The 22,988-nt window shown below is 40.6% G+C and carries 23 protein-coding genes and 1 tRNA gene; 17 read left to right on the top strand and 7 right to left on the bottom strand.

Going from position 1 to position 22,988, the window contains the following annotated elements:
• Positions 1–82 precede the first annotated feature (82 nt).
• The 6 genes from EHQ62_RS04915 (at position 83) to prmC (ending at position 4,652) form a co-directional block, all read left to right on the top strand.
• Positions 83–736, top strand: a complete 654-nt coding sequence (locus EHQ62_RS04915; RefSeq protein WP_135641109.1) for an LIC_10271 family cell wall hydrolase — start codon at positions 83–85, stop codon at positions 734–736.
• Complete coding sequence (locus EHQ62_RS04910) at positions 733–1,962, top strand: amidohydrolase family protein (RefSeq protein WP_135641108.1); 1,230 nt, start codon at positions 733–735, stop codon at positions 1,960–1,962. The genes EHQ62_RS04915 and EHQ62_RS04910 overlap by 4 nt, the downstream gene beginning before the upstream one ends.
• Before the next feature lie 25 nt (positions 1,963–1,987).
• Positions 1,988–3,043: a tetratricopeptide repeat protein gene (locus EHQ62_RS04905; protein WP_135641429.1), complete on the top strand. Its 1,056-nt coding sequence runs from the start codon at positions 1,988–1,990 to the stop codon at positions 3,041–3,043.
• A gap of 8 nt (positions 3,044–3,051) precedes the next feature.
• Complete coding sequence (locus EHQ62_RS04900; RefSeq protein ID WP_039928954.1) at positions 3,052–3,684, top strand: Crp/Fnr family transcriptional regulator; 633 nt, start codon at positions 3,052–3,054, stop codon at positions 3,682–3,684.
• A gap of 1 nt (position 3,685) precedes the next feature.
• Positions 3,686–3,758: transfer RNA gene (locus EHQ62_RS04895), tRNA-Arg, on the top strand.
• Positions 3,759–3,764: 6 nt separating this feature from the next.
• A complete protein-coding gene (gene prmC, locus EHQ62_RS04890) occupies positions 3,765–4,652 on the top strand; it encodes a peptide chain release factor N(5)-glutamine methyltransferase (protein ID WP_135641107.1) in 888 nt (295 codons plus the stop codon).
• On the opposite strand, the gene EHQ62_RS04885 is transcribed toward prmC, so the two are convergent.
• The gene (locus EHQ62_RS04885; protein ID WP_135641106.1) at positions 4,600–5,055 is read right to left on the bottom strand and encodes a MarR family winged helix-turn-helix transcriptional regulator; all 456 of its coding nucleotides are present in this window, start codon (positions 5,053–5,055) and stop codon (positions 4,600–4,602) included. The genes prmC and EHQ62_RS04885 overlap by 53 nt on opposite strands.
• A gap of 133 nt (positions 5,056–5,188) precedes the next feature.
• On the opposite strand from EHQ62_RS04885, the gene EHQ62_RS04880 reads away from it, so the two are divergent.
• Positions 5,189–6,037, top strand: a complete 849-nt coding sequence (locus EHQ62_RS04880) for an alpha/beta fold hydrolase (protein ID WP_167482843.1) — start codon at positions 5,189–5,191, stop codon at positions 6,035–6,037.
• A gap of 82 nt (positions 6,038–6,119) precedes the next feature.
• On the opposite strand, the gene EHQ62_RS04875 is transcribed toward EHQ62_RS04880, so the two are convergent.
• A complete protein-coding gene (locus EHQ62_RS04875) occupies positions 6,120–7,103 on the bottom strand; it encodes a malate dehydrogenase (protein WP_135641105.1) in 984 nt (327 codons plus the stop codon).
• Between the two features lie 25 nt (positions 7,104–7,128).
• A complete protein-coding gene (locus EHQ62_RS04870) occupies positions 7,129–8,178 on the bottom strand; it encodes a DsbA family protein (RefSeq protein ID WP_135641104.1) in 1,050 nt (349 codons plus the stop codon).
• Between the two features lie 163 nt (positions 8,179–8,341).
• Here EHQ62_RS04870 and EHQ62_RS04865 point away from each other — a divergent pair, with 163 nt between their 5' ends.
• Both EHQ62_RS04865 and EHQ62_RS04860 read left to right on the top strand, forming a co-directional pair.
• Positions 8,342–8,659, top strand: coding sequence for a hypothetical protein (locus EHQ62_RS04865; protein WP_135641103.1), 318 nt, complete (start codon positions 8,342–8,344; stop codon positions 8,657–8,659).
• Positions 8,660–8,661: 2 nt separating this feature from the next.
• A complete protein-coding gene (locus tag EHQ62_RS04860; RefSeq protein ID WP_135641102.1) occupies positions 8,662–9,300 on the top strand; it encodes a hypothetical protein in 639 nt (212 codons plus the stop codon).
• 50 nt (positions 9,301–9,350) lie between these two features.
• On the opposite strand, the gene thrB is transcribed toward EHQ62_RS04860, so the two are convergent.
• The 3 genes from thrB to EHQ62_RS04845 form a co-directional block, all read right to left on the bottom strand.
• A complete protein-coding gene (gene thrB / locus EHQ62_RS04855) occupies positions 9,351–10,304 on the bottom strand; it encodes a homoserine kinase (protein WP_135641101.1) in 954 nt (317 codons plus the stop codon).
• 34 nt (positions 10,305–10,338) lie between these two features.
• A complete protein-coding gene (locus EHQ62_RS04850) occupies positions 10,339–11,910 on the bottom strand; it encodes a phytoene desaturase family protein (protein WP_135641100.1) in 1,572 nt (523 codons plus the stop codon).
• Positions 11,911–11,974: 64 nt separating this feature from the next.
• Positions 11,975–13,159 carry an acyl-CoA dehydrogenase family protein gene (locus EHQ62_RS04845; protein ID WP_135641099.1) on the bottom strand — a complete coding sequence of 395 codons (1,185 nt, stop codon included), beginning with the start codon at positions 13,157–13,159 and terminating at the stop codon, positions 11,975–11,977.
• A 373-nt stretch (positions 13,160–13,532) separates the two neighbouring features.
• Here EHQ62_RS04845 and EHQ62_RS04840 point away from each other — a divergent pair, with 373 nt between their 5' ends.
• Positions 13,533–15,005, top strand: coding sequence for an HD domain-containing phosphohydrolase (locus tag EHQ62_RS04840; RefSeq protein WP_135641427.1), 1,473 nt, complete (start codon positions 13,533–13,535; stop codon positions 15,003–15,005).
• On the opposite strand, the gene EHQ62_RS04835 is transcribed toward EHQ62_RS04840, so the two are convergent.
• Positions 15,006–16,358 (bottom strand): adenylate/guanylate cyclase domain-containing protein, encoded by a 1,353-nt coding sequence (locus EHQ62_RS04835; RefSeq protein WP_208720622.1) that lies wholly within the window; start codon positions 16,356–16,358, stop codon positions 15,006–15,008.
• A gap of 85 nt (positions 16,359–16,443) precedes the next feature.
• On the opposite strand from EHQ62_RS04835, the gene EHQ62_RS04830 reads away from it, so the two are divergent.
• The 7 genes from EHQ62_RS04830 to trpS all read left to right on the top strand — a co-directional run bounded on the left by EHQ62_RS04830 (position 16,444) and on the right by trpS (position 22,943).
• Positions 16,444–17,280 (top strand): prenyltransferase, encoded by an 837-nt coding sequence (locus EHQ62_RS04830; protein ID WP_135641098.1) that lies wholly within the window; start codon positions 16,444–16,446, stop codon positions 17,278–17,280.
• A gap of 17 nt (positions 17,281–17,297) precedes the next feature.
• Positions 17,298–17,597 carry an LIC10362 family protein gene (locus EHQ62_RS04825; protein WP_135641097.1) on the top strand — a complete coding sequence of 100 codons (300 nt, stop codon included), beginning with the start codon at positions 17,298–17,300 and terminating at the stop codon, positions 17,595–17,597.
• Between the two features lie 68 nt (positions 17,598–17,665).
• Entirely contained in the window at positions 17,666–18,427 is a 762-nt protein-coding gene (locus tag EHQ62_RS04820; protein WP_015677893.1) for an electron transfer flavoprotein subunit beta/FixA family protein, read from the top strand.
• A 10-nt stretch (positions 18,428–18,437) separates the two neighbouring features.
• Complete coding sequence (locus EHQ62_RS04815) at positions 18,438–19,397, top strand: electron transfer flavoprotein subunit alpha/FixB family protein (RefSeq protein WP_135641096.1); 960 nt, start codon at positions 18,438–18,440, stop codon at positions 19,395–19,397.
• 23 nt (positions 19,398–19,420) lie between these two features.
• Positions 19,421–20,002 (top strand): LolA family protein, encoded by a 582-nt coding sequence (locus EHQ62_RS04810; protein ID WP_135641095.1) that lies wholly within the window; start codon positions 19,421–19,423, stop codon positions 20,000–20,002.
• Positions 20,003–20,004: 2 nt separating this feature from the next.
• Positions 20,005–21,978 carry a hypothetical protein gene (locus EHQ62_RS04805; RefSeq protein WP_135641094.1) on the top strand — a complete coding sequence of 658 codons (1,974 nt, stop codon included), beginning with the start codon at positions 20,005–20,007 and terminating at the stop codon, positions 21,976–21,978.
• Positions 21,975–22,943, top strand: a complete 969-nt coding sequence (trpS, locus tag EHQ62_RS04800) for a tryptophan--tRNA ligase (protein WP_135641093.1) — start codon at positions 21,975–21,977, stop codon at positions 22,941–22,943. The genes EHQ62_RS04805 and trpS overlap by 4 nt, the downstream gene beginning before the upstream one ends.
• The last annotated feature ends 45 nt before the right edge of the window (positions 22,944–22,988 follow it).

The following is a 22,988-nucleotide window of genomic DNA, read 5'->3' as shown; positions in this document are numbered from 1 at the left end:
ACTGATTTTGGAAAAGGCGGGTTCTCCCGCCTTTTTTATTGCCCTCTCCCTTTTTCTGGTCGATACTTGCCATAGGGAATTTATGCGAAATCACGGTATCATCCTTTCTCTCGGACTTTTCCTTCTCTTTTCCCCTCTCATCTCCAAACAAAATTCCAAAACCAAGGGAAAGGAAAACCAAACTTCCACATACAGGGTCACCAAAGGGGATTCTTGGTATGGCATCGCTCGCAAAATGCAGGTTTCTCCAGAAGCCTTGGCAAAGTTAAATGGCCGCACCATTCACGAAAATTTATACGAAAACGAAAAATTACGCATCCCAAGTGGAAAGGAAACCAAATCCATAACACAAGAAACAAAGGTGAAAGAACGGTTTCTCTTTCCCCTCACCATAAGGGAAAAAGTACAAAAAAAATTCTCCGAACTTACCTATGATCCATACAAGGGAGTACAATTCAAACGGGGGAATTCTTCCCTTGTGAGAGCAAGTGCAGGGGGAAAGGTCGTTCATGTGGATTATATGGATGGATACGAAAATTTTGTGATTTTAGAACATAATAACGGACTGTATTCGGTGTATGGGAATTTGGAACGGATCCAAGTCACAGAAGGACAACAAGTGAACGCAAAAGACCGATTGGGAATCCTATCAAAAGACAAAGGTTTGTATTTTCAAATCAACCAAAACAAATCCATTTTAAATCCAGAATCTGTATTGGAAAGGGGGCCTGAATGACAAAACCCATTCTATTACAACAAGCTTCACTCTTTCAAAATGGGAAAATGGAAACCATGGACCTTCTTTTTTCTGGAGAAAAAATTTCAAAATTAGAACCATCCATTCCATCTAACAAAGATTTGTTTACAGTTTCCTTACAAGGGAAAAAACTTTATCCAGGATTTATCAATTCACACGATCATTTACTCGCAAGTTACCTTCCAAAAGTTGGTGGCGGGGAAAAACATTTGTCTTGGTTGTCTTATGACAATTTGTATAAAAGTTCCGGTGTGTTTGCCGAACGCCAACAAATTGATCCTGAAATTTTATATTACTTAGGGGCTTATAAAAATTTATTTGCGGGAGTGACTTCTGTTTTCGATCACATCCCTCATTTTGTTCAAAATCCATTCCGTGGAATTTTACCTGTCAAATTGATTTCAGATTATACCTTAGCCCATTCGGTTGGGAATTATAGTTTGGATTGGGGAGAAGGCCCTGCCTTAGAATACCGAATGGCAGAACATGCAGGCCTTCCTTTTGTCACTCATTTAGCAGAGGGCTTGGATGATGATTCCAAACAGTCACTTCGTTACTTAGAGAAGATGGATGCTCTCGGCCCACATTCTGTTTTAGTGCATTGTTTGCCATTTGGTCCAAAAGAAGCAGATAAAATCGCAGAAAAAGGAGCATCCGTTGTATGGTGCCCTACTTCCAATCTACATGTATTTGGAAAAACTACCAATATCAAACTCTTTTTAGAACGAGGAGTTAACGTATGTTTGGGGACTGACTCATCCCCAAGTGGCTCCAATCATTTATTGGAAGAGCTAAGGACAACGAAGTCCATTTATTTTGGATTGTATGGCGAAGAACTTCCAGAAGAAACATTACTCAAGATGATCACAGAAAATCCAAGAAAGGCTTTTCGTTTGGGAAATCCAAATGCTCTTATGCCAGGACTCAAGTGTGATTTTGTTGTAGTGAATGATGGGAAAAAATCTTCCGAACTAAATGTATCAGATTTGCATTGGAAACACATTGATTTGGTTGTGATTGATGGTTATCCTATTTATGGATCGAGTGAATTTTTGTCACTCTTCCAAGAGTTTGGATTGGGTACAGAAGAATTTTCGATTGAAGGGAAAAACATGTTGGTTGCCGGTTCTCCAAAAAAACTCATGAAACAAGTTTCTGACAGTGTCGGTTACAAAAAGAGTTTGGCTTTTTTACCTAATTTTTGAAAATGAAGCCCAAGCGAGGCATGAGTTGTCAGGTCCTATAGTACGCAATTACAAAGGTGGTTCCATTGTCTACTTCGAGAAAGATAAGGCAGAGGATATCTTTGTACTACAAAAAGGAAGAGTTGTACTAACTTACACGAACATCAACGGTGTAGAGCTCAAAGAAGATGTCAAACTTGGCGAGTTCTTCGGTGTCAAGAGTGCCATCGGTCGCTATCCCAGAGAAGAAACAGCGCAGGTCATAGGTGCCGCGACTGTCCTTGTCTTCAAAGTCCCTGAATTTGAAAAATTTGTCTCAGACAAAACCCATCTCATCATCAAAATGTTAAAAGTATTCTCAAGCCAACTGCGGCAGGTCCACAGACAGGTTAGGGAAATCCTCGGACAAGGGGAAGCAAAGAACCCAGCGTTTGAGCTCATGAATGTGGCCGAAGTATTTTACAAAAATGGAAACTTTGAACATGCAGCCTATGCATTCGAAAAATACATCCAACATTATCCGGACGGAATGTACATCGACCGAGCCAAACAACTCATCGATTTAGCTCGTAAAAAAACCCCATTCCCACTCACCATACAAGAGTTAGTTTATAAACCAGAACCTGGATCCCAAACTGGCAAACTGCAAGAAATGTTAAAAACAATGGCAGTTCCGGCTTCCAACACAACATCCAGTGTGGATCCAAATTCCATCCTTTCCCAATATGACAAAGCATCCACCCTCATGAATGCAGGAAAGTATGCAGAAGCAATTGATATGTTCAAAACAGTTTCGGACCGAACCGATTCCGTCACCCAAGAAGAAGAACAATTTGTGGAAAACTCCCTCTTTTATATGGGAAAATCCAGTTTCAAGGCCAAAGACTACCCAAGTGCCATTTCTCATTTTTCCAATTTTATCAAACGTTACCCAAAAGGTTTGTTATTAAAAGAAAACCTCTACCACTTAGCCCTTGCCACAGAAGCTTCAGGGGATAAAGAAAAGGCAAAACAACTTTTCCAAAAGGTAACCCAAATGCCTCCTATGGATGACAGCATTTCAGAAGATGCCAAATCCAAACTCAAAGGAGGTAGATCGTGAACGACCAAATGTTAGAAGCAATGTTTGGGAAATTTGGAAAGGTATTCCAACCAAACGAAGTTTTATTTTGTGAATACGAACCGGGAAATGATTTTTACCTCATCAAAGAGGGAAAGGTCAAAATCACAAAAACCATTGGGACCAGTATCAAAACCTTAGATGTTTTGGAAGCGGGGGATATTTTAGGTGAGATGGCAATCTTAGAAGAACAACCCAGGTCTGCCACTGCCATTGCTGTTACGGAAGTCAAAGCCCTTAATTTCAATCGTGCCAATTTTGAAATGCTGATGACAAAAAACCCAGCTCTTGCGATGAAATTACTCCATATCTTTTCCTTTCGGATTTATGACCAAAAAAGAAGGCTTATGATCCTCCTTATGGATGATATTGTCGGAAAGGTATGTGACGTCTTTGTGATGTTATACGAAAAACAGTACAATAATGATGTTTATAATGAAATCATACTTTCTGCGACTGTGGATGATATTGCCAATTGGTGTGCCCAACCTGTGGGTGAAGTCCAAAAAGTCCTCATGCAATATGTAAAAACAGGCAAACTTGACCTCTATCCAGATAAAATTGTTATTCACAATATCTCCGATTTCCAAAGGATAGTGAATCAGAAACGTAAACCTACGTAAAGCTCCCATAGCTCAGGTGGATAGAGCACTAGTTTCCTAAACTGGGGACACAGGTTCGAATCCTGTTGGGGGCAAAGATTATGGCGGAACAACCAGGAACCTTACTTTTTTATCTCAAACGTTCCACAGAATTTCTGGAGAAAAAGGAAATTCCAAACCCTCGTGTCGATGCCGAATGGATCCTCTCTGATCTCTTAAATCTCCCTCGCATCAAACTCTACTCCCAATTTGAAATGCCCCTTTCTCCGAAGGAAATTGATTTGTATCGGGAACGCATCGTCGAACGCAGCAAACGGAAACCTGTGGCATACATCATTGGCAAAAAAGGTTTCCACCAATTTGAATACTTAGTTTCCGAAGATGTCCTCATCCCAAGACCGGAAACAGAAGAACTCGTGGATTACCTTTACAAACAGAAAGAAACTCTGAACCAAGAGTTTCCGGGTGGGTTTCAAATTTGGGATTTGTGTTCTGGAAGTGGTTGTATTGGCCTAAGCCTTTCTCAACTCCTCCGTCCCCATCACGTAGTGTTATCTGACATTTCGGAAAAGGCAATTGGCACAAGCAAAAGGAATGCCGAGAAATACCAATTAACAGATGTATCGTTTTATGTGTCCAATTTGGACGAATCACTCCCCTCTGATTTACAATTTGAAATCATTGTTTCCAATCCACCTTATATACCAGAAACAGAAAAAAAAGAAATCATGCCAGATGTTTTGGAATATGAACCTCATCTTGCTTTATTTGTAAATGATATCCTCGAATTCCATAGGGCTCTGTTTTTATCCGCCAAACAAAGATTAAAACCAGGTGGTTGGTTTTTAATGGAAACCCATCCAGGTTATATCCATGAATTAGAAAATTTGGCCCTATCACTTGGTTTTGTTTCTTCGCAACGAATCCTAGATAGCTCTAAGAAGGAACGTTTTTTGTTTCTGAAAACTGAATCGCAGTTTGGATCTTAAATAAAGTCATATACAGTTCTTTCTCCATCCCTTCATTCAAATTTTGTTTAAAAACTTGGTCTGCGGCAATCACAACAGGAATTCCTTTTTCCCAAATGTTTTTTCCTTTTGTGGTGAGTATTAAAACAAAAACTCGTTTGTCCTCTGCCATTTGGATTCGTTTCACCCAACCTTTTTTCACCCATCCATCCACTAACCTTGATACGGTGGTTTTGTCCTTTGCTAACATCTCACTTAATTGTTTTTGGTTGGTACTTTCTTTTGATTGTAAGGGTAGAAGTTGGATCCATTCCTCAAACTTCATCCCAACGTTTTCCAATTCAAACTGATTGGAAAGATACCTCCTCATTAGGAGTAAGGTCTGGCTAAAATGGATTCCGAGTAATGAAGTGATCTCTAACATCCTTCCCATTTTAAATTTATATTGGTTTTGGCAAGTTTTTTAGTTGCAAATTACAACTATATGGTTGTATATTACAACTAAATGAATATTTGATTTTGGTTATCACAGATAAAAAGAAAAACGAGGGAATGGTATGGAATGGAGATACAAAACAATCGAAAGGGAAGGATTTTCCTTTCTCATTGCAGAAAACAATACAGAGGGTCCCAATCTCTTTTGGTTGGGAAGTGCCCTCTATTACCCAAGGGTAATCCCCGAAGCATTGTCAAAAAAATTTAAGATCACAATTGTCGACCAAAGAGGGTTTGCCAAACGATTGGGAACCGATGTGGAAAAGGAAAGCAGTTACGACTTGGATCTTCTGCTTTCTGATTTTTCCTTTTTCCAAAAACAACTAGAGATTCCACCCTGTCTCGTGCTTGGCCATTCTGGGCATGGTTATATGGCACTTGCCTATGCCAAAAAATACCCAGAACTTGTGAAACAACTTCTCCTCGTTGCGACTGGACCAAGCCACGGGGCCCCTTTACAAGAGAGAGAATCTTATTTTGAAACAATGGCAAGTGTGGAACGAAAAGAAAAACACCAAAGGCTCCAATACAAATTCCAAAGGCAAATACAAAGAGAGCCCGAGGGATTGGAGGATTTTTTCAATTTGTATTGTGTGAGCCAAGACGCTTTGGGTTTTTATAATCTTTCGATTGATTCCACTCTCCTTTGGGAAGGAGTGAAAACAAACAAACTCGCATTCGACCATTTGTTTGGGAAACTTTTTGTCGAAATCAAAGTGGAAGACTACCTCTCCGCAATCAAATGCCCAATCACAATTGTTCTCGGAAAGTATGACTTCCAAGTGGCTCCTCATTATACTTGGGATCCTATCTTACAAAGTTTCCCTGGTGTGAAGAAATTTGTGATCGAAGAGTGTGGGCATTTGCCATTTTATGAAAGGCCAAAGGAATTCCTCTTTGTGATCCCATAAAAAAAGCCCACATCCCAAATGGATGTGAGCTTTTGCTAAGGAACAAGTCCTGAAAACTGATTTAGAAAGATTGGGAAGGTGATTAACCTAACATGTCTTTCACTTCGTTTCTTTCTTCTTTTAACTCGTTGTGAGTGATGTCAAATTTTTCCTTACCGAATGCATTGATTTCAAGGCCTGTTACGATCTCTACTTTTTTCCCATCGGACTTCAAAGGGTAACCAAAGATAAGTCCTTTGTCCACACCATATTCACCATTGGAATGGCAAGCGGCACTGAACCAGTCCCCAGGTTTCGTTGGGGTCACAATATTACGCACTGTATCCACAACAGCATTCGCAGCGGAAGCCGCAGAAGAAGCACCTCTTGCAGCAATGATGGCAGCCCCACGTTTTTGCACAGTAGAGATAAAATCACCTTTTAACCAATCATGGTCACTGATCACATCCGTTGCTGGTTTTCCATTGATTTTTGCATTAAAAAAGTCAGGGTATTGGGTCGCAGAGTGGTTCCCCCAAATGGCTACATTGGATACATCTTTTACAAGGACTCCAGCTTTCTGCGCCAATTGTGTTTTCGCACGATTTTCATCAAGGCCTGTCATCGCAAACCATCTGTCAGATGGAACACCTTTTGCATTGTTCATTGCAATCAGTGCGTTTGTATTACAAGGGTTACCCACTACGAGAACTCTTACATCACTTGCTGCATTTTTTTCAATCGCCTTACCTTGAGTGGTGAAGATTCCACCGTTGATTTTTAAAAGGTCTCCACGTTCCATACCTGCTTTTCTTGGAACAGAACCGACAAGCAGTGCCCAGTTGATGTCTCGGAACGCCTCATCAATGTTTGATGAAACAGTTACTTTTTCGAGCAATGGAAATGCACAGTCGTCCAATTCCATAATAACACCTTTTGCTGCTGGGAGTGCTTGTTCGAGTTCCAATAATTGGAGTTCAACAGCTGTGTCAGGTCCAAACATTTGTCCTGAAGCGATACGAAATAAGAGTGCGTATCCGATTTGTCCGGCAGCACCTGTTACAGCAACTTTTACTTTTTTGCTCATAATATTTTTCCTTTTTTATAAATCTTTATTGTTTAAGTTCTTTTTGGATGATTTCATCAAAGTTTTCGAAAGGCAATGCACCAGAAACAAAGATCCCATTGATAAAAAATGCAGGTGTTCCACTCACCCCAACCTTTTGCCCATCTTGGATATCGACCTCAATTTCAGCTTTGAGTTTCGTTTGGTTTTTCATACAATTTTGGTACTTGGATTTTGAAATACCTGTATTTAATACAAGGGCATCAACGTTTCCCTTACTTAAGTTTCCAGTGTTCTCAAATAATACATTGAATACATCCCAATACTTTCCTTCCTCAATCGAACAATTGGCAGCCATATGGGCATACATAGCATCTTGGTGGAAAGGAAGAGGGAAATCACGGAATACCCAACGGATCTGGCCTTTGTATTTTTCACGGAGTTGTCGATTTACCTCTTGGCTTCGCTTGCAAAATGGACATTCAAAATCCGAAAATTCGATGATTGTGATTTTAGCGTCTTTAGGTCCGATGCTTGGATTGTTGTTTTCTGCAACTGTAACCCGGACAATATCTGGTTCTTTGATTAAAAAATCGACTGGGTATTTGGTAATGATTTCTTTATAACGATTTCGGCTAAATTCTTGTTCTTGTTGGTTTTTTAAAAATCCAACAATTTTGTCTCTCGTTTCGGAAAGCGATTTTCCACCTAACTGGGCTTTGTTTGCCATATACACATTGATGATTTCTTCTTCAGATGGTTCTTTTACCACCAATCCTTGGGTTAATACCTCAGATGGTTTTAAGTTTTTATCTTTGGCAACCAATTCAAATAATTTGTCTTGGGCAAATTCTCCAAACGTGTTTTTGAGAAGGGATTTGTATTCTGATTGGAATTTGGAATACGCAATGGGAGAGGACTCTTTGACATCACTAATGTCGTATTTTTTTCCACCGATGCTCACTGCATCTTGCGTGATGTGTTCTTTCACAAAGGAAGGAACACTGACAATGAATAACACGGCAAAGATAAAATTGGTAGCCATGAAGATTTTGGAGATGGGGTGAGCCATCCAAGATTTAAAATAATTTTCCATCTCTGCCAGCTTCCCGGCCATAAAGCGGGCAATCAAACGGAAAAATCCCAAAAAATTCTTTGATTTTCGCTAAAGCGAACCAGGAAAAGACCGAAAATCTGAGGGAGGGAAAAGGAAAGTTTTTTCTCAAGAGATCGATCCTGAACACGGAGGTTTGGGAATTATGAATACTATCAATACCCAAGGGAACGTCCACCAACCGATCCCACCTACTTTGCCCACCCAAACAGGGAAACAGTCGGAGGATGGAAAGGATTCTCTTCCGAAAAAAGCAAACCAAGAAGTGGCTGTACAAATTGCCAAACTGAAATCCGAACCAAAGGTAAAACCAGAGGATTTGGTTTTAAAACCGACACCTGCTTCCCTGGAGGAAAAACTAAACCAAATCATCTCCCCCGAAGAAGTGAAGGACCTACTTTCCCTTGTGACAAGGACCCCACTTCCGGAATCTAAATCCCATAAGGTTGATACAAAAAGGTAATTTTGTATTTAAGCATTGCCATTTTAGATAGTTTTGTCCTGGTCCTCAGCGGGGTGTTAACCATCTCCATGATGGGACTGGGATTTGTTGTGTACAACCAATTCATCCATCCCATTTTTATGAGAAAGGAATCAGATCGGTATATCCCAGTACAAACCGGTGATAAATACGATTTGGTCGTTGATGAACTTTCTCGTTTCGCCAGTTTTCATGTGGGTTGCAAAACAGGGCAACTTGCAACTCGTTGTAATGCGATTACGGAAGACCATCTTATCTTTCAGTTCAAAAAAAGTAGAGATAGTGAAGATTATACAATCACCGTTTTAAAAAATGGGCCAAGTTTCTACAAACCCCCTCGAATGGAACATTATGGCAAAATGGAATCAAAAGAAAGTTTTGATTCTTATGAAATCATTGGCCATCCTGCAGAATTTCGTATTTCCGATAAAATTACAAAAGATCGAATGGTAAACTTTATCGAAATCTCTCTGACCTCTTCCTTTTACTTCAATCGTTCTGGTAAAGAAAGGATGAAATTTACATTTGAAGTGGGAAAAATCCAACCCGGGATCAACCGAAAGGTTCGTTTTCGGGGTGATGTGTATGGATTTGGAAAAGAGGAAGGAGCCGACGAAGACTAAACAAAGCGGTGTTTTTGTTTCGTTCCCTCCATACTCTGCTTTCCGTATTTTTATTTGAATTGGATCCTTACGCCAATTCCGTCTGGTTTCACTCTGCGAAATTGAAACGGAATTCCTGCACCAGTCATTACCTGTGTTACCTTTTTTTCCAATTCAATTTGTTTGGATTTTAACGTTTTCCTTTCTAAAAAGATAAGTAAACTTGGTCCCGATCCTGACAAACAGTATCCAATCCCTTCTTGTTTTAATGTATCCGCTAAAGGAAATAGAGGAGAAGAACTGGGGATCCGATACGGAGTGTGCATTTTATCTTCAAGCCCAACCAAAAGATCACCGAACTTACGTTTGTCCAAAAAATGCATCCAAGCCCCAATGCGAGACAAATTAAAAATCACATCAGCAGTCACATAGTTCTTTGGAAGGGTTTTTCTTGATTCTTCCGTTGAGACTGCAAATTCGGGAGTTAGGATAAACATTGCAACAGAAGAAGGGAATTTTTTTCGAAAATAACGAATTGGCTCACCAAACGTAGAATATGCGAAGACAAAACCACCAAGGTAGGCAGGTAAAGTATTATCGGGGTGGCCTTCAAACTCTGCTAAAAATTGGGTGAACTCCTGTTCCGAAGGTACAGATTCTTTTTCCAAACGTTTATGAACTTCCCTCGCAAGGGAGAGACCGGCAACAATGGCTGAAGCACTCGAACCAAGTCCCCCTTTTAAAGGTAAGGAAAGTGTCATCTTACAATGATAAGGTGGAGGATTCAAATTTGGAACAAATTTAGTAAAATAGGATCGATACGCCTCTTCGACCAAATCTTCTTTTTTGGTAAAGGGAAGAGGATTCCCATTTTTCAATTCTGTTTTGGTTTCTGTAATTTCTTTAGAAAACTGGAATTCAAATTCATTATGAATGCCAAGGGCAAGACCCATAAGGTCAAAACCAGGTCCTAAATTGGCGGATGTCCCTGGAACTTGGATGAGAATCTTAGGTAGGCGAACCATCGTTTCGCCCAGGCTCTTAGATTCGGTTCGAAAATCAACCTCTCTTTCTCACAAAGAATTGTTCTACCGCATGCAATCCCCCAAGGACGACAGCAGGGATGCCTTGGCCAGGATACACGGTGTCACCCGTTAGTAAGAGATTTGGATCTTCCGATCGATTGGATACCATTTGAAAGGGATTGAAAAAATAAGAAGAAGGGATACCTCCGACTCTCCCCCATTTTCGCCCTGTCCATGTTTGCCATGTAACAGGTGTTGCTGAGTGAGTAAAAATAATCTTTTCTCGTATAAACCAAGGAAAGGTTTTTTCCAAACAGGAAATCAAAATGGATTCCATTTCTTTTTTTTGTTTGGGGTAATTTGCATCTCGTTTCCAAGTTTCAGGATGGGAAATATGGGTCGAAAGGGAAAGGATCCTTGTTTTATCCTTGGACCGAATCTTATCTTCAGGATGGGACAAGGATACAAAAACAGAATGGCCACCTCCATAAGGGAGTGCTTTGTCCAAATGGATTTGGTGGTGGAGGCATTCTTCTTTCCAAGTCAATCCATCCATCTCCACTTGCACAGCGATTCCCATCGTAAACGCACCCCAGATTCCAGTTTCCATAGACTTTGCTTTTGTTTTCAGGTGAGGTAAGTAATCTGTCAGTTCCACAAGGTTCCAAATCGGAAGGTTTGAGACAAGGATGGGAGCTTTGAATGAAGAGTTTTCCCGATTTTTGGAATTCACTTCCCAGTAGGTTGGTCCAGTTTGGTATAAAAATCCACCAGCGTCCTTTGGTTTTGAACCGGATAATTCAGTTTGTTCCGAGTAATATTTTTTTGTGATTTGATTTACTTCTTGTTTCGTTAAAAACTCACCTCCTAACTCACGTAATCTGGCGATCAGAACATTCGAAAGTTCCACCATCCCACCTAATACGATATAATTTTGTAAATTGGGATAGGTAAGACCTGCGGCCGCCATGGCGAAGGGAGTTTCCTTTGCCGTTGTTTGGTTCGTGATGAGAAGTTGTTCGTCTAAAAACTGATTCCATTCCTCATTTCGATGTAAAAATAAAATCCTTTGGACAAAACGGACTGATACCAATGAAAAACAAAAAACAAGAATGTCAAAAAGCCGAAAGCTTTTGAAACTCATCCAGACATCACGGAACGTACGAAATGGAAACAATTTGTATCGGCTGGACAAATCCCAAAGCCTATCCGAAATCAAAAAACAGATTTTCCAAAAGAAAACCATCCGTCGCCCTCCACCAAACACACGCAAGGCTTCCTTTGTCCAGCGATCTCGATCTTTGTACCTTTCAATGGTTTTTCCATTGAGGTGAACGAGCATGGATCGTTTGATGGGGAGGATGGGAAACTGGATCCCAAATTCTTTGGTGAGTCGGTCCATGGGCAAACCCGTTTCAAAGCCAACGAGAGTGGTGGCACCTGATTCAAACAAAAATCCTTTTTTTAGGAAACTGGAGGCAGACCCGCCGGGAGAAATTCCTTTTTCGAGGACGAGTACCCGTTTGCCTTTTTTTGCAAACGAAAGAGCAGCACATAGCCCCCCTAGTCCTGATCCAAGGACAATCACATCCCACTCTTTTTCCATGTAACTTGTAGACTGTTCATGAAAATCGAATGGGAAAACGTTTTGTTACGGGTTTATCTAAAAATCACTCTGACCAAAGTTTTTTTAAATCACTGGCGATGTTTTTTTGCATGGCTTCGTTGGTTCCACCACCAATGCTTAAAAGGATTGCATCTCTATGGAGCCTTTCGACAGGATACTCACGGCAGTAACCATACCCACCTAATACCTGTATGGCGTTTCGAGACACTCGCTCCGCCATCTGTGTGGCAACAAGTTTTGCAGAAGCGGCACCAAGTGAGTTTCTTACATCTGGTCCCAGTTCACTTGCGACTTGGTAAACAAGGGCCCTTGCTGCTTGGTAATCCGCGTAAGACTCAGCGACGAGCCTCTGGATTTGACCAAATTCCATTAGTTTTTTCCCGAAGGCTTCTCTATGTCGGACTGTATAATCGCACATAATGTCCACACAGCGGCGGGCAATGCCAAGGGATTGGGCAGCCAGTGTCACACGTTCAATTTCCAAATTCCGCATCATATGAGTGATGGCACCGTTTTCTTCCCCTAATAAATTTTCTTCAGGGACTTCCATATCTTCGAAAACAAGTTGTGTTGTGGGAGAGGAACGCATTCCCATTTTTTCTTCTTTTTTCCCAACCGAAAAACCTTTGTAAGACGACTCAATCACAAAAGAAGTCATCTTTTTAGCGTTTTTATCTAACTTTGTATACAAAACAAAGACCTGGCCAACGGAACCATTGGTAATGTATTGTTTCACACCATTGATGATATAACGATCTCCCTTTTTCACTGCGTGGGTCGCCATACCCAAAACATCAGTACCTGCTCCTGGTTCTGTCATGCCCATCCCACCAATCCACTCCCCAGTGATGACCTTACTGAGGTAACGACTGCGCTGCGAGGCATTGGAACTATAAAAGAAATTATTCACAAACAAAACTTCGTGAGCCAAATAAGATAATGTAAACCCTGGATCAAAACGACTCATCTCCTCGTGGATGATCACAGAAGCCAATGGATCGAGTCCATGCCCACCATCTTCTTCGGGGACAGTGATACCAAAAATTCCAAGTTCCGAACCCAAACGTTTGAATAGAATTTCATTAAAAGATTCTGTTTCATCATTTTCTTTTGCCTGGTCATCCAATTCACGTTCTGCAAAAGAAGCAACGGATTGCCTTAGGCTTAAGTGGTCTTCTGTTGGATTGAATAAATCATAAGAGGATTTTTTGGTCGTAACAATACTCATAGGGAAGATTTTCTCGTACTTTTCCTGAAACTGTAAACGAAAAAATCAAAGGGAATTGCACTCGCTTGCATCATTTTGTTTCAAAAACGAACGCCATCATGATCGCAGTATGGACACCCAATCATTTTTTTTAGGAGATAAACTAACGTCTATTAGAAGATATTTGGTTCCTGACACATCTTTTTAAAACTTATTACATTTCATTCACGAAAGCAAACATCTACTACTATAGTTTAGGATTACTACCTACGGCAATTCCCTAAAGAATAAAAATGAAATTAAAAAATTAGGAATGAATTTACAATTTATTGAATCTACTCCAACATCGCATAAACATTCGGAAAGTTTTTTTTATCCAAATGAGTATCGAATCATGAGCACAAACGATTCCAATATAGTACCTAGAGAAAAGCTCGCCAAATTTGAGTTAACCGAAGAATCCTTAAATAGTTTTCGGAAAAACCAAAATATCCCTCTCGATTTGTACAATAAAGACGGCCAAATTTTAATTCATAAAAAAAGAAACCCAACCGAAGCAGACTTTGGTAAACTTCTAAAGTTTGAAATGCAAGGGGTTTATTTTCTCATCTCCGAACTTAAAAAAAATAAACCCAACGGGAATGAAAAACCGTATTTGGAACCTGGAAGGACCACAAAATTATTTGATGTAGAAAAAACTGCCCGCTTCGCAAAACAATCACAGGCGCTCATCGAAGAGTTACGAAAAACCTCCTTTTCCTCTGACCAGGCCGTTTTTGTCCAAAACTCGGTCAATGAACTGCTCACAGACTTCACAAGTAACCCTGATTTTGAACTTGGGATCTTTAATATATTAGAAATCTTAAGTGTGGCAGGAGTTTCGGTAGAATCAGAACTCATGACAAAAAGAACTGTTGTCGCCATGGGAATGAAGGTTCGGACACGAAAGATCGTCAACGAAGGCAAAGAAGAATCCAACAAAAAAGACCACTTAAGCCTTATGATGGCAAGTTATTTGATGGATGTAGGGTATTCGAGACTTGAGGTCAAACAAACTCCGAAACTCACCAAAGAAGAATACGCTGTTGTCCAACAACATCCAATCATCAGTTACCTAATGACACTGCCTGCACCTGAAGTGGAATCGCATGTCAGGACTCTCATCTTAAACCATCACAGACCCTATCGTGGCAATGGGGTGAATAATAATTTTCCGGACCCAAGATCCCTTTTCACCAAACTCATGTCAGTGCGCGATAAATACAACCGTGAGGTGGGAAAAGAAAGGATCACACAAGACATCGAATTACAATTGCATTTACAAGAAAACAATGTCACAACATCAAGTTTTGAGGAAGACATCGCAATTTTGTCCCTAGCAAGCGAATACGCGTCTCTCACATCCAACCAACCTTGGAGGCCAGCATTTAAATCATCTACGGCTCTCAAGATGATTTTAAATGATTCCTTTTTTTCCTATAGTAACAAAAACATTCGCCACCTTCTCGATTATGTTGGTAGTTCCCTCACAAATAACGAAAATATCATCAACTTTGGTGACTTTGTGATTACGGCTTCGGTGGATTCAGAGAGGCGTGCCCATTTTGATATTTGTTTGGTCTTAGATGTAGGCCGATACCAAACAAGACCCAAACTCCAAAGGATCTGTAGCATCAATCCTGTTTTCCAAAAAGGGATCAAATTTAAAATTGCTGACTTTGATCTAAAGAGCATCAAAATTGATCGCAGAAAAGCAATTATGGATTTAGCCTTACAAGCAGGGACCACTCGTGTGATTTATACGATAGACCCAGAGTTAAACCCCGCCTTACACGAAGCAGTGTACAAATTAAATCTAAACTCTTAATCAAACTTCGTTTTGATACGAATACAAATTGATTTTTTGTTCCCTTCCTGGTAACAATATCCCTTCATTTTTTACCCAATCATTTGGTTTTCCAATCTCATTCCATACTGCTTCAGAGATCAGTAACGGTGAACCGATGGTTTTACAAGCAGACTCAATCCTTGATGCAGTGTTCACGGTATCACCAATCACAGTGTATTCCATTCTTTCTTCGGAACCAATGCTCCCACAGAATACTTCTCCCGAATGGATTCCAATTCCGATTTTGATTTCCACCTGTCCTAATGTTTTTCGCTCTTCATTCCAGTTTTTAAGCTCTTCTAACATCAACTTGGCGGCATTCACTGCATTTAGGGAATCTTCACCAAAAATTTCAGAAGGCATTGGTGTTCCAAAGGTTACCATGACAGCATCCCCGATGAATTTATCCAAACTGCCTTTGTTTTGGAAAATCACTCGTACCATTCGCCGACGAAATTCGGTTAAAAAAATCGACAATTCTTCCGGATCCAATAGTTCTGAAAACTGAGTGAAACCTCGGATATCACTGAATAATACAGTTACCTTTTGTCGTTTGCCTTTGCCTAAAACCTCAGGGTCCGAAACAATTTCAGAAACCAAATCAGGGGAAAAGTAACGAGATAAAGTGGTTTTCTGAGTTTCGGAAGCCGCAAATTTAAGCAACATCCTTAAGGACCGAAAAATGGCATAAGAGATGGCAAACACAAGGATCAAATAAATGACAGGTTTTGAAACTAGGGCATCCAAAAGGATGATTTCATCACCTAACACATAACTATGCCAATCCAAACTCACAATGGCATCAGGATCATGAAGGGCGACGGCGATGAATCCATAGTAGCTAATCAAAAAACAAACAAAAGAAAAAACCACGAGTGAAAACCGGTATTGGAAGAGGCATAACGACAAAGGTAATAAATAAAAGATCATAAGTGGAGTTTTCACTAAAAAATTTGGATTCCCATCTCCCTTAATCCAATACCAATTGAGAATCGTCATGGTAATCAACACATTATCCACAAGTAGACTAATGTAGTCGTATTTTGTTTTCCACTTGCTCTCCTTCTTTTTCAGAATATGCAAATGTATAAATGTATTGGTAAAATAAACTGCGATTGCAATGAAGTTGACTAAATGCCCCCAAATCGTTTCAATATTACTTACATTCGCAATGGCACTTGCAATCAGAGCAAATCCGATTACATAACGAAACCGAACTGCAAATAATGCTCCCATGGCTTCTTCTTCGAAAAGAAGTTCCGACATGTATTTAGGGAATTGGTCACGGATACAATAAACAGATTGGATGGCATTGCGAATCGAACGAAACATTGGCATACATTTCAGACGAAAAAAGATTTTGTGGCAAGGGAATTTTCTTTTTGCCAAAGGATTCCCAAAAAAGGATAGATGAACTATGTTCCAATCAAAACAAAATCATGGAACGTCTCTTTCGCAATTTCTGATCTCTTATGGATCGTTGGATGTTGTCGTTTCTGTTTTTGCCAATTTCAGTTTTTTTTCTACCCTTTTCCAAATTCCATTACGGATACCACTGCTTCTTTTTTATTTTGTTTCGGTTTGGGGATTGTACCTTCTGGACCACCTTTGGGATGCCAAAAGAGAATTGGATCCAAAAAGAGAAAGGTCTCAGGTTTACCTAGGCCACCAAACAAAGATCCAATGGGGGATCGGAATCTCCCTTCTCCTTTCTGTTTCACTTGGCATATTCTGGGAATTGGATTTTTTATTCGATAACCTTACCTATTTCCTTTCGTTTGCCATAAGCCTCCTCCTCGTTGTGAAAGGACTTTCGCCCATCCCAAAGGAACTTTTGGTTTCCTTTTTTTATACTTGGGGGATCCTCCTTCCCTTTCCCTGGGAGAATGGCCTTAGAGAAATCACCTTCCTCTTTTTCCTCCATGCTTTCTCCAATGTTTTGTTCACTTACAACCTAGACCGAGACCTAGACAAAAGGCAAAATGCATTGGTTTTTAGCCGATTTTTTTCCTATGATGCCATGCAGTTTTTCTTACGGCTTTTCCTTCTGGTAGGATTTTTTTTCCTTTGCCTTACGACATACTCGATGACAACCCCACTCCTCTTTGGATTGGCACTTGGCCTTTCCTACCTATGGCTTTTCGTTACGACCTTCCTTGTAAGGAACACCACCACCCTCAAATCTTTGGCAGAACTTTCCTACCTCCCGATGTTTTTGCCCCAAATCATTTTTTTCTTCTCTGGACTCCCCTAAAAAATAAGCATGGGTTTATGTTCTTCCTTTTCGTACATCTCTTTCTATTTTTACTCCTTAGCTCACTCTACTGGTTCCGATTTCGTTCCCAAGCTGAGGGTCCAAAAGGGAATCTCCTCATAGAAGTCCAAAATGCCAGTAAAGATTGGAAAAAAACACCCCACCTCGTCCTCCTCCTTGCCTTTGTACTGTTCCTACTCCTCCCGCTCACCCTTGGGTTCCAGTTCTACCTTAGGTCCGATGCAAACGTCCTTGTGGTCATTGTAGGCATCATTTGGGCTTATAATTGGTCCAAATACAGCTTCTTTCGAGAATAAATTACTTCCCTTATGACTTCCCTCTCGTTTTCTGGTCTTAAGGTAATCCACGAAAACGGGGTTAAGGAATGAAAATTGTTGTTCTAGTAAAGCAGGTTCCGGATACGGAAACCAATATCAAGGTCGGTGACAAATCGATCAACGAAGCTGGCGTAAAATGGATCATCTCTCCTTATGATGAATTCGCTATCGAAGAGGGAATTAGAATTCGTGAAAAGAGCGGTGGAGAAGTCATCGCTGTTTCCCTCGGTCCGGACCGTGTCGTAGAAGCACTTCGCACTGCCTACGCAATGGGTGTAGACAGAGCCGTTCATGTAAAAGTGGATGACTATGTAACTTTTGACTCTACATACACTTCCGAACTCCTTGCTAATTTCATCAAAGCAGAAAATGCAGATGTTATCATCGGTGGTCGTCAATCAATCGATACTGACAGTTCACAAGTTGTGGTTCAAATTGCAGAGAGATTGAATGTCCCTCACGTAGCAATGGCCCTCAAACTTGAGTTTGACGGTAAAAAAGTAACTGCCACTCGCGAAATCGAAGGTGGAACGGAAGTGGTTGAAACTTCTGCTCCTCTCGCAGTGACTGCACAAAAAGGTTTGAACGAACCAAGATACCCAAGTTTAAAAGGAATCATGTCTGCGAAGAAAAAACCAGTAGATGTGAAAAAACCAGAAGAACTCGGTGCAACTGGTTCCAAACTCGAAGTAGTATCTCTCGAACCACCTCCTCCACGTATCGCTGGTCGAAAACTGGAAGCAGCAGATGCACAAGGTTTTGCATCTCAACTTGTAAAAGCTCTTCGCGAAGAAGCGAAGGTCATCTAAGGAGACGAACATGGCTGATGTTTTAGTAGTTGGTGAATTAAAAAACGGCGAACTTAAAAAAATCTCAAAAGAACTCACTTCTGCAGCTCGCAAAATTGCGGATGCAATCGGTGGTAAAGTTCATACTCTCATCATCACTGACAACGTGGACGCGTATGCTGGTGATTTGAAAGCAGTTGGTGCTGATGCAGTGATTGGTGCAAACCTTGGTGAATTCTCACCAGAAGGTTATGCAAACGGTATTTTTGCCGTGATCCAAGAGAAAAAACCTGCAGTGGTTCTTATGCCACACTCCGCACAAGGAAAAGAATACTCTGCAAGAGTAGCGATCAAAGCAAATGCTGGAATCGTTGCGGATGCAGTGGCACTTTCTGTTGACGGTGGAAAAGTAGTAGCGAAAAAACCAATTTACTCTGGTAAAGCTTACGCAAACTTTAAAGTTTCTTCTGACATCCAAATGTTTACTGTGCGTGCAAACTCACAAGAAGTCACTCCAAAAGATGGAGCTGGTGCAGTTGAAAAATCAGGAGCTTCTGCTGGTGAAGTGAGAACAAAATCACTTTCCAAAGACCTTTCTGGTGGAAACAAAGTGCAGTTAGCTGATGCTTCTATCATTGTATCTGGTGGTCGTGGGATCAAAGGACCAGAAAACTGGCCTATCATCCAAGACTTAGCAGACACTCTTGGTGCTGCTCTTGGCGCTTCCCGTGCGACTGTAGATGCTGGTTGGATTTCTCACTCACACCAAGTGGGCCAAACAGGTAAAACTGTTTCCCCTAACTGTTACATCGCTTGTGGAATTTCTGGAGCGATCCAACACTTAGCGGGTATGGGATCTTCCAAATACATCGTTGCGATCAACAAAGATGGAGATGCTCCTATTTTCAAAGTAGCAACTTACGGTGTTGTCGCTGATTTGTTTGAAGTGGTGCCTGCACTCACTTCTGAATTCAAAAAAGTATTGGGTTAATTCCCAATACGAACCATCTCACTTTGAGAAATTTCCTTCTCAAATTCCAGATTGTTCTCCTTTTCTCTGCCCCATTGGTTTCCCTTTGGGCAGAGGATGGACGAGACCGTCTCAACGCCGTCATCGGCAGAATGAACTCCCTCGAAAGTTTCCGTGCCTCTGTGACCTTAAATGGTGGCCTAACGGGTGTCGTTTCCTACAAAAGCCCAAACCAACTCCATGTTCGGTTTAGTGATGGAAGGATTATCTCTTCCAATGGCCGTATTTTATGGTTTTATAACCCAGATTCCTCAATTGCAGGGAAACAAGACCTAAAAGGTGTCTCTGGTGGACTTGGCGGACTGCTTTCAGGTTACGAAAACGTAACTGTGAGTGGCAGAACCTTTCGCCTCACTTCTAACACCAAACGTTATAATGAAATCATTTTGGTCGTCTCAGATAACGACCTCCCACGTGTACTCAAAATGAAACGTTCCGATGATGAAATCACTGAAATTGCCTTCTCTGGCATTGCGACCAATATTGGTCTCGGAACAGGACTTTTTAATTTCCAACCTCCCACAAGCTCACAGATTGTTGAGAACCCTCTCAACCAAAAGGAGTGATTGTGACACCAGTTTCGCGTACAGAAGCCCATCGTGTGTTTGCGGATTTGTACCGCAAAACCCGGACACCCGAACACCAACAACTCATTGATGAAGCGATTTTAAAATCGAATGATGTGTTCATTCGCATCGACCTCATCCGTAAAGTTGACGAAGACTACGAAAACAAAAACAAACCAAAAAAAGAAGACAGTCGTGACCGAGGTTTGCCAGAAAGGGAACAACCACGAAGGGAAGTGATCTCAAGGCCCGCCACTCCCGACCCCAAACCAAAACGTTCGAGTGACCTCGTCACAATCGACAGTGCCAAACAAAAACAAAACCCTGGCCGAAAAAAAGCCATCGAACAAAGACAAGGTGGTGGACTACTCGCTGGTCTTTTTGGGGGAGGAAATAGTGCCAATAGTTCCATCGGAAAATTTGCGAAAGAGACGGGAACGATTGAGATCGGATTGTTTGGCCGTAACCCATCCATTTCCAACAACGTAGAAAAGATTTTTCGTGGGCTGAAAGAAGATGTCCTCATCCCAACCATCCAAGCCCTTCGTGTTTCGGAACAACAAGGTTGGAGGATATGGACTCCCCTTGTTTACAACATCATCAATAATTTTAATAAATTCTTTAATGCCTTTGCCTCACTCGATGCTCTTATCTTGGATAAAATTTCTGCAGATATCTTTTTAGAAAGATCACTTAAGATGCAGATGTTTTATGTACGGTTTTTACAACGAGATGATGCAAAAGATATTATTTTATCCAATTTACCAGACATCGTAAAAATGGATGAAAAACTCACACCAAAGCTAAACAAAATTATGGAAGGTGTGAACTATGCCCTTAATCTCGAAAACAACAAACCCAAGTTATCCGATGCCATTACAGCATTTTATATTGTTGCCAAAAAGAAAATGTTCACTTGGCCTGAAATTGTCACTGACCTACGTGTCCCACCCATCCAAGAACATAAATTCCAAGCGGCACGTGAAATCCAAAAAGAAGTAGAAATCACTGTCGCTAAAATTTCAGACGATATCAATACTAGAACGTTCAAAAAAGAAGAACTGCAAAATTTAAGATCACGTTACTTTTCCATTGATGACAAAGGCAAAATCAGTTTTGATTTTTTAAACCAAGTGGTGGACGACTATATGGCCCACCACATGCCAGAATCGTCAAAAAGCCAAACCGTAAAAAATAGTTATAAATCACAACCTCACAGGCTTGTTTATTTATTACTCCGTGACTTACAAACTGTATATGTGAATTTAATTGAAGGGTATGTGCGGTTAGGTGACAAAAACCAAAACCAAGAACTCCTAATCATCCAACCTGGTTTATTTCGCAATGAAATCGATGAGCTCAATTCCCTTGTGCGAACCATTGATAATTTTAATAAAAAGTTCCCTAGTTTCCAATACAGTTTCCAACAGTATGGTATGGATTACAGCACAGGGAATGCGGCAAATGACCAAATCGCTGGGCCAATTGTTCAGGCACTCCAGGAAGCATCCGAATTTTTTGGAAGTTTTGCAGGCAAACTCAATATCATCATTGAAAACCATTTGATGGCAAAGGTAACCGAATCAAAAGGTAAAGCGAGTGATAAAATTGCTTCTACAAAAGACAAAGTCATTGAAGAAGTTAAAATTGCCCAACGGTTCATTCCTCATTATGACAAAGCAGTGGTTGCAAAAGAACGGATCAATGGAATGAAAGTCGAAGATGTCTTTCTGCAATTTACAAAGTATTTGTATAATTATGCTGTGATTTTTAAAGATCCAACCACTACATCCAAACTCACTGCTCACAGAAAAATTGAACAAGAACTCATCAAACTCAATAAAGAGTATGAAAGGTTAACTTATTCTACCTTTCACAAGGATAGTGGGAACCCAGAGCCAGAAACCACAGGAGTTTCTGGTGAAACAGAAAATTCCGAATTAGTAGATGGCTCAGGTGCGGAGGACGAATCTTGAGAGTCCTTACTGGATTACAACCTTCCGGCAAATTACATTTAGGAAATTATTTTTCAGCGATCAAAAAAATATTGGATTACCAATCTAAAGAAGAATTATTTCTTTTTATCGCTAACCTTCATGCACTCACGACATTCCGTTCGAAGGAAGATCTAAAAGAATATACCTTAGGATGTGCAATCGACTTACTTGCGCTAGGTGTTGATCCCAATAAAACTGTTTTTTGGGTTCAAAGTGATGTTCCACAAGTCACAGAACTCACTTGGTATCTCTCCCAATCCATCACAGTCTCACAATTGCAACTTGCCCATTCCTTTAAAGACAAAGTTGCAAAAGGGTTTGTCCCGGGAGCGGGGCTTTTTACGTATCCCATCCTTATGGCAAGTGACATCTTACTTTTTTCTGCAGAAAAGGTCCCTGTGGGAAAAGACCAAAAACAACATTTGGAATTTGCACGTGATATTGCAGAAAGGTTCAACACACAATTTGGATCCGTTTTAACCATCCCCGAACCAGACATCGATGAAAACACAGCCATTGTTCCAGGTGTGGATGGTGCCAAGATGTCCAAGTCTTACAACAATACCATCGACTTCTTTGGAACTGAAAAAGAAATCAAAAAGAAAGTCATGTCAATCGTGAGTGATTCGAAAGCCATCGAAGAACCCAAAGATCCCAAGGAATCGGTGATCTTCCAAATCCATTCCTTATTTTTAACCAACTCGGAAAAAGAGTCCCAAAAAGAAAAATATACGAAAGGTGGATTTGGATACGGGGATCTCAAAAAAGACCTTTTAGAATCGATCCTCTCTCACTTTGCCCCTTTCCGATCCAAACGAGAAGAACTCACACAAAACTTAGATTATGTGCATTCAGTTCTGAAGTTGGGAAAGGAAAAAGCAGTGGAAGTTGCTGAAAAAAAATTGGATGAAGTGCGTTCCACTCTCGGCATTTACCCTTACTAATTTCCTAGAGACCAAAACATAAATTCATTACCTCATTCACTTGTG

It is taken from the genome of Leptospira jelokensis (assembly GCF_004769635.1).
Lineage (GTDB): Bacteria > Spirochaetota > Leptospiria > Leptospirales > Leptospiraceae > Leptospira_A > Leptospira_A jelokensis.
The sequence above is the reverse complement of the archived record's forward strand: the minus strand, read 5'-3'. Positions and strand labels throughout refer to the sequence as shown.

What these genes read in the sequence shown, in the direction of transcription:
- EHQ62_RS04915 (WP_135641109.1), top strand. Translation starts at nt 83, where the DNA reads ATGCGAAATCACGGTATCATCCTTTCTCTCGGACTTTTCCTTCTCTTT.
- EHQ62_RS04910 (WP_135641108.1), top strand. Translation starts at nt 733, where the DNA reads ATGACAAAACCCATTCTATTACAACAAGCTTCACTCTTTCAAAATGGG.
- EHQ62_RS04900 (WP_039928954.1), top strand. Translation starts at nt 3,052, where the DNA reads ATGTTAGAAGCAATGTTTGGGAAATTTGGAAAGGTATTCCAACCAAAC.
- prmC (WP_135641107.1), top strand. Translation starts at nt 3,765, where the DNA reads ATGGCGGAACAACCAGGAACCTTACTTTTTTATCTCAAACGTTCCACA.
- EHQ62_RS04885 (WP_135641106.1), bottom strand. Translation starts at nt 5,055, where the DNA reads ATGTTAGAGATCACTTCATTACTCGGAATCCATTTTAGCCAGACCTTA.
- EHQ62_RS04880 (WP_167482843.1), top strand. Translation starts at nt 5,189, where the DNA reads ATGGAATGGAGATACAAAACAATCGAAAGGGAAGGATTTTCCTTTCTC.
- EHQ62_RS04875 (WP_135641105.1), bottom strand. Translation starts at nt 7,103, where the DNA reads ATGAGCAAAAAAGTAAAAGTTGCTGTAACAGGTGCTGCCGGACAAATC.
- EHQ62_RS04870 (WP_135641104.1), bottom strand. Translation starts at nt 8,178, where the DNA reads ATGGAAAATTATTTTAAATCTTGGATGGCTCACCCCATCTCCAAAATC.
- EHQ62_RS04865 (WP_135641103.1), top strand. Translation starts at nt 8,342, where the DNA reads ATGAATACTATCAATACCCAAGGGAACGTCCACCAACCGATCCCACCT.
- thrB (WP_135641101.1), bottom strand. Translation starts at nt 10,304, where the DNA reads ATGGTTCGCCTACCTAAGATTCTCATCCAAGTTCCAGGGACATCCGCC.
- EHQ62_RS04850 (WP_135641100.1), bottom strand. Translation starts at nt 11,910, where the DNA reads ATGGAAAAAGAGTGGGATGTGATTGTCCTTGGATCAGGACTAGGGGGG.
- EHQ62_RS04845 (WP_135641099.1), bottom strand. Translation starts at nt 13,159, where the DNA reads ATGAGTATTGTTACGACCAAAAAATCCTCTTATGATTTATTCAATCCA.
- EHQ62_RS04840 (WP_135641427.1), top strand. Translation starts at nt 13,533, where the DNA reads ATGAGCACAAACGATTCCAATATAGTACCTAGAGAAAAGCTCGCCAAA.
- EHQ62_RS04835 (WP_208720622.1), bottom strand. Translation starts at nt 16,358, where the DNA reads ATGTTTCGTTCGATTCGCAATGCCATCCAATCTGTTTATTGTATCCGT.
- EHQ62_RS04830 (WP_135641098.1), top strand. Translation starts at nt 16,444, where the DNA reads ATGTTCCAATCAAAACAAAATCATGGAACGTCTCTTTCGCAATTTCTG.
- EHQ62_RS04825 (WP_135641097.1), top strand. Translation starts at nt 17,298, where the DNA reads ATGTTCTTCCTTTTCGTACATCTCTTTCTATTTTTACTCCTTAGCTCA.
- EHQ62_RS04820 (WP_015677893.1), top strand. Translation starts at nt 17,666, where the DNA reads ATGAAAATTGTTGTTCTAGTAAAGCAGGTTCCGGATACGGAAACCAAT.
- EHQ62_RS04815 (WP_135641096.1), top strand. Translation starts at nt 18,438, where the DNA reads ATGGCTGATGTTTTAGTAGTTGGTGAATTAAAAAACGGCGAACTTAAA.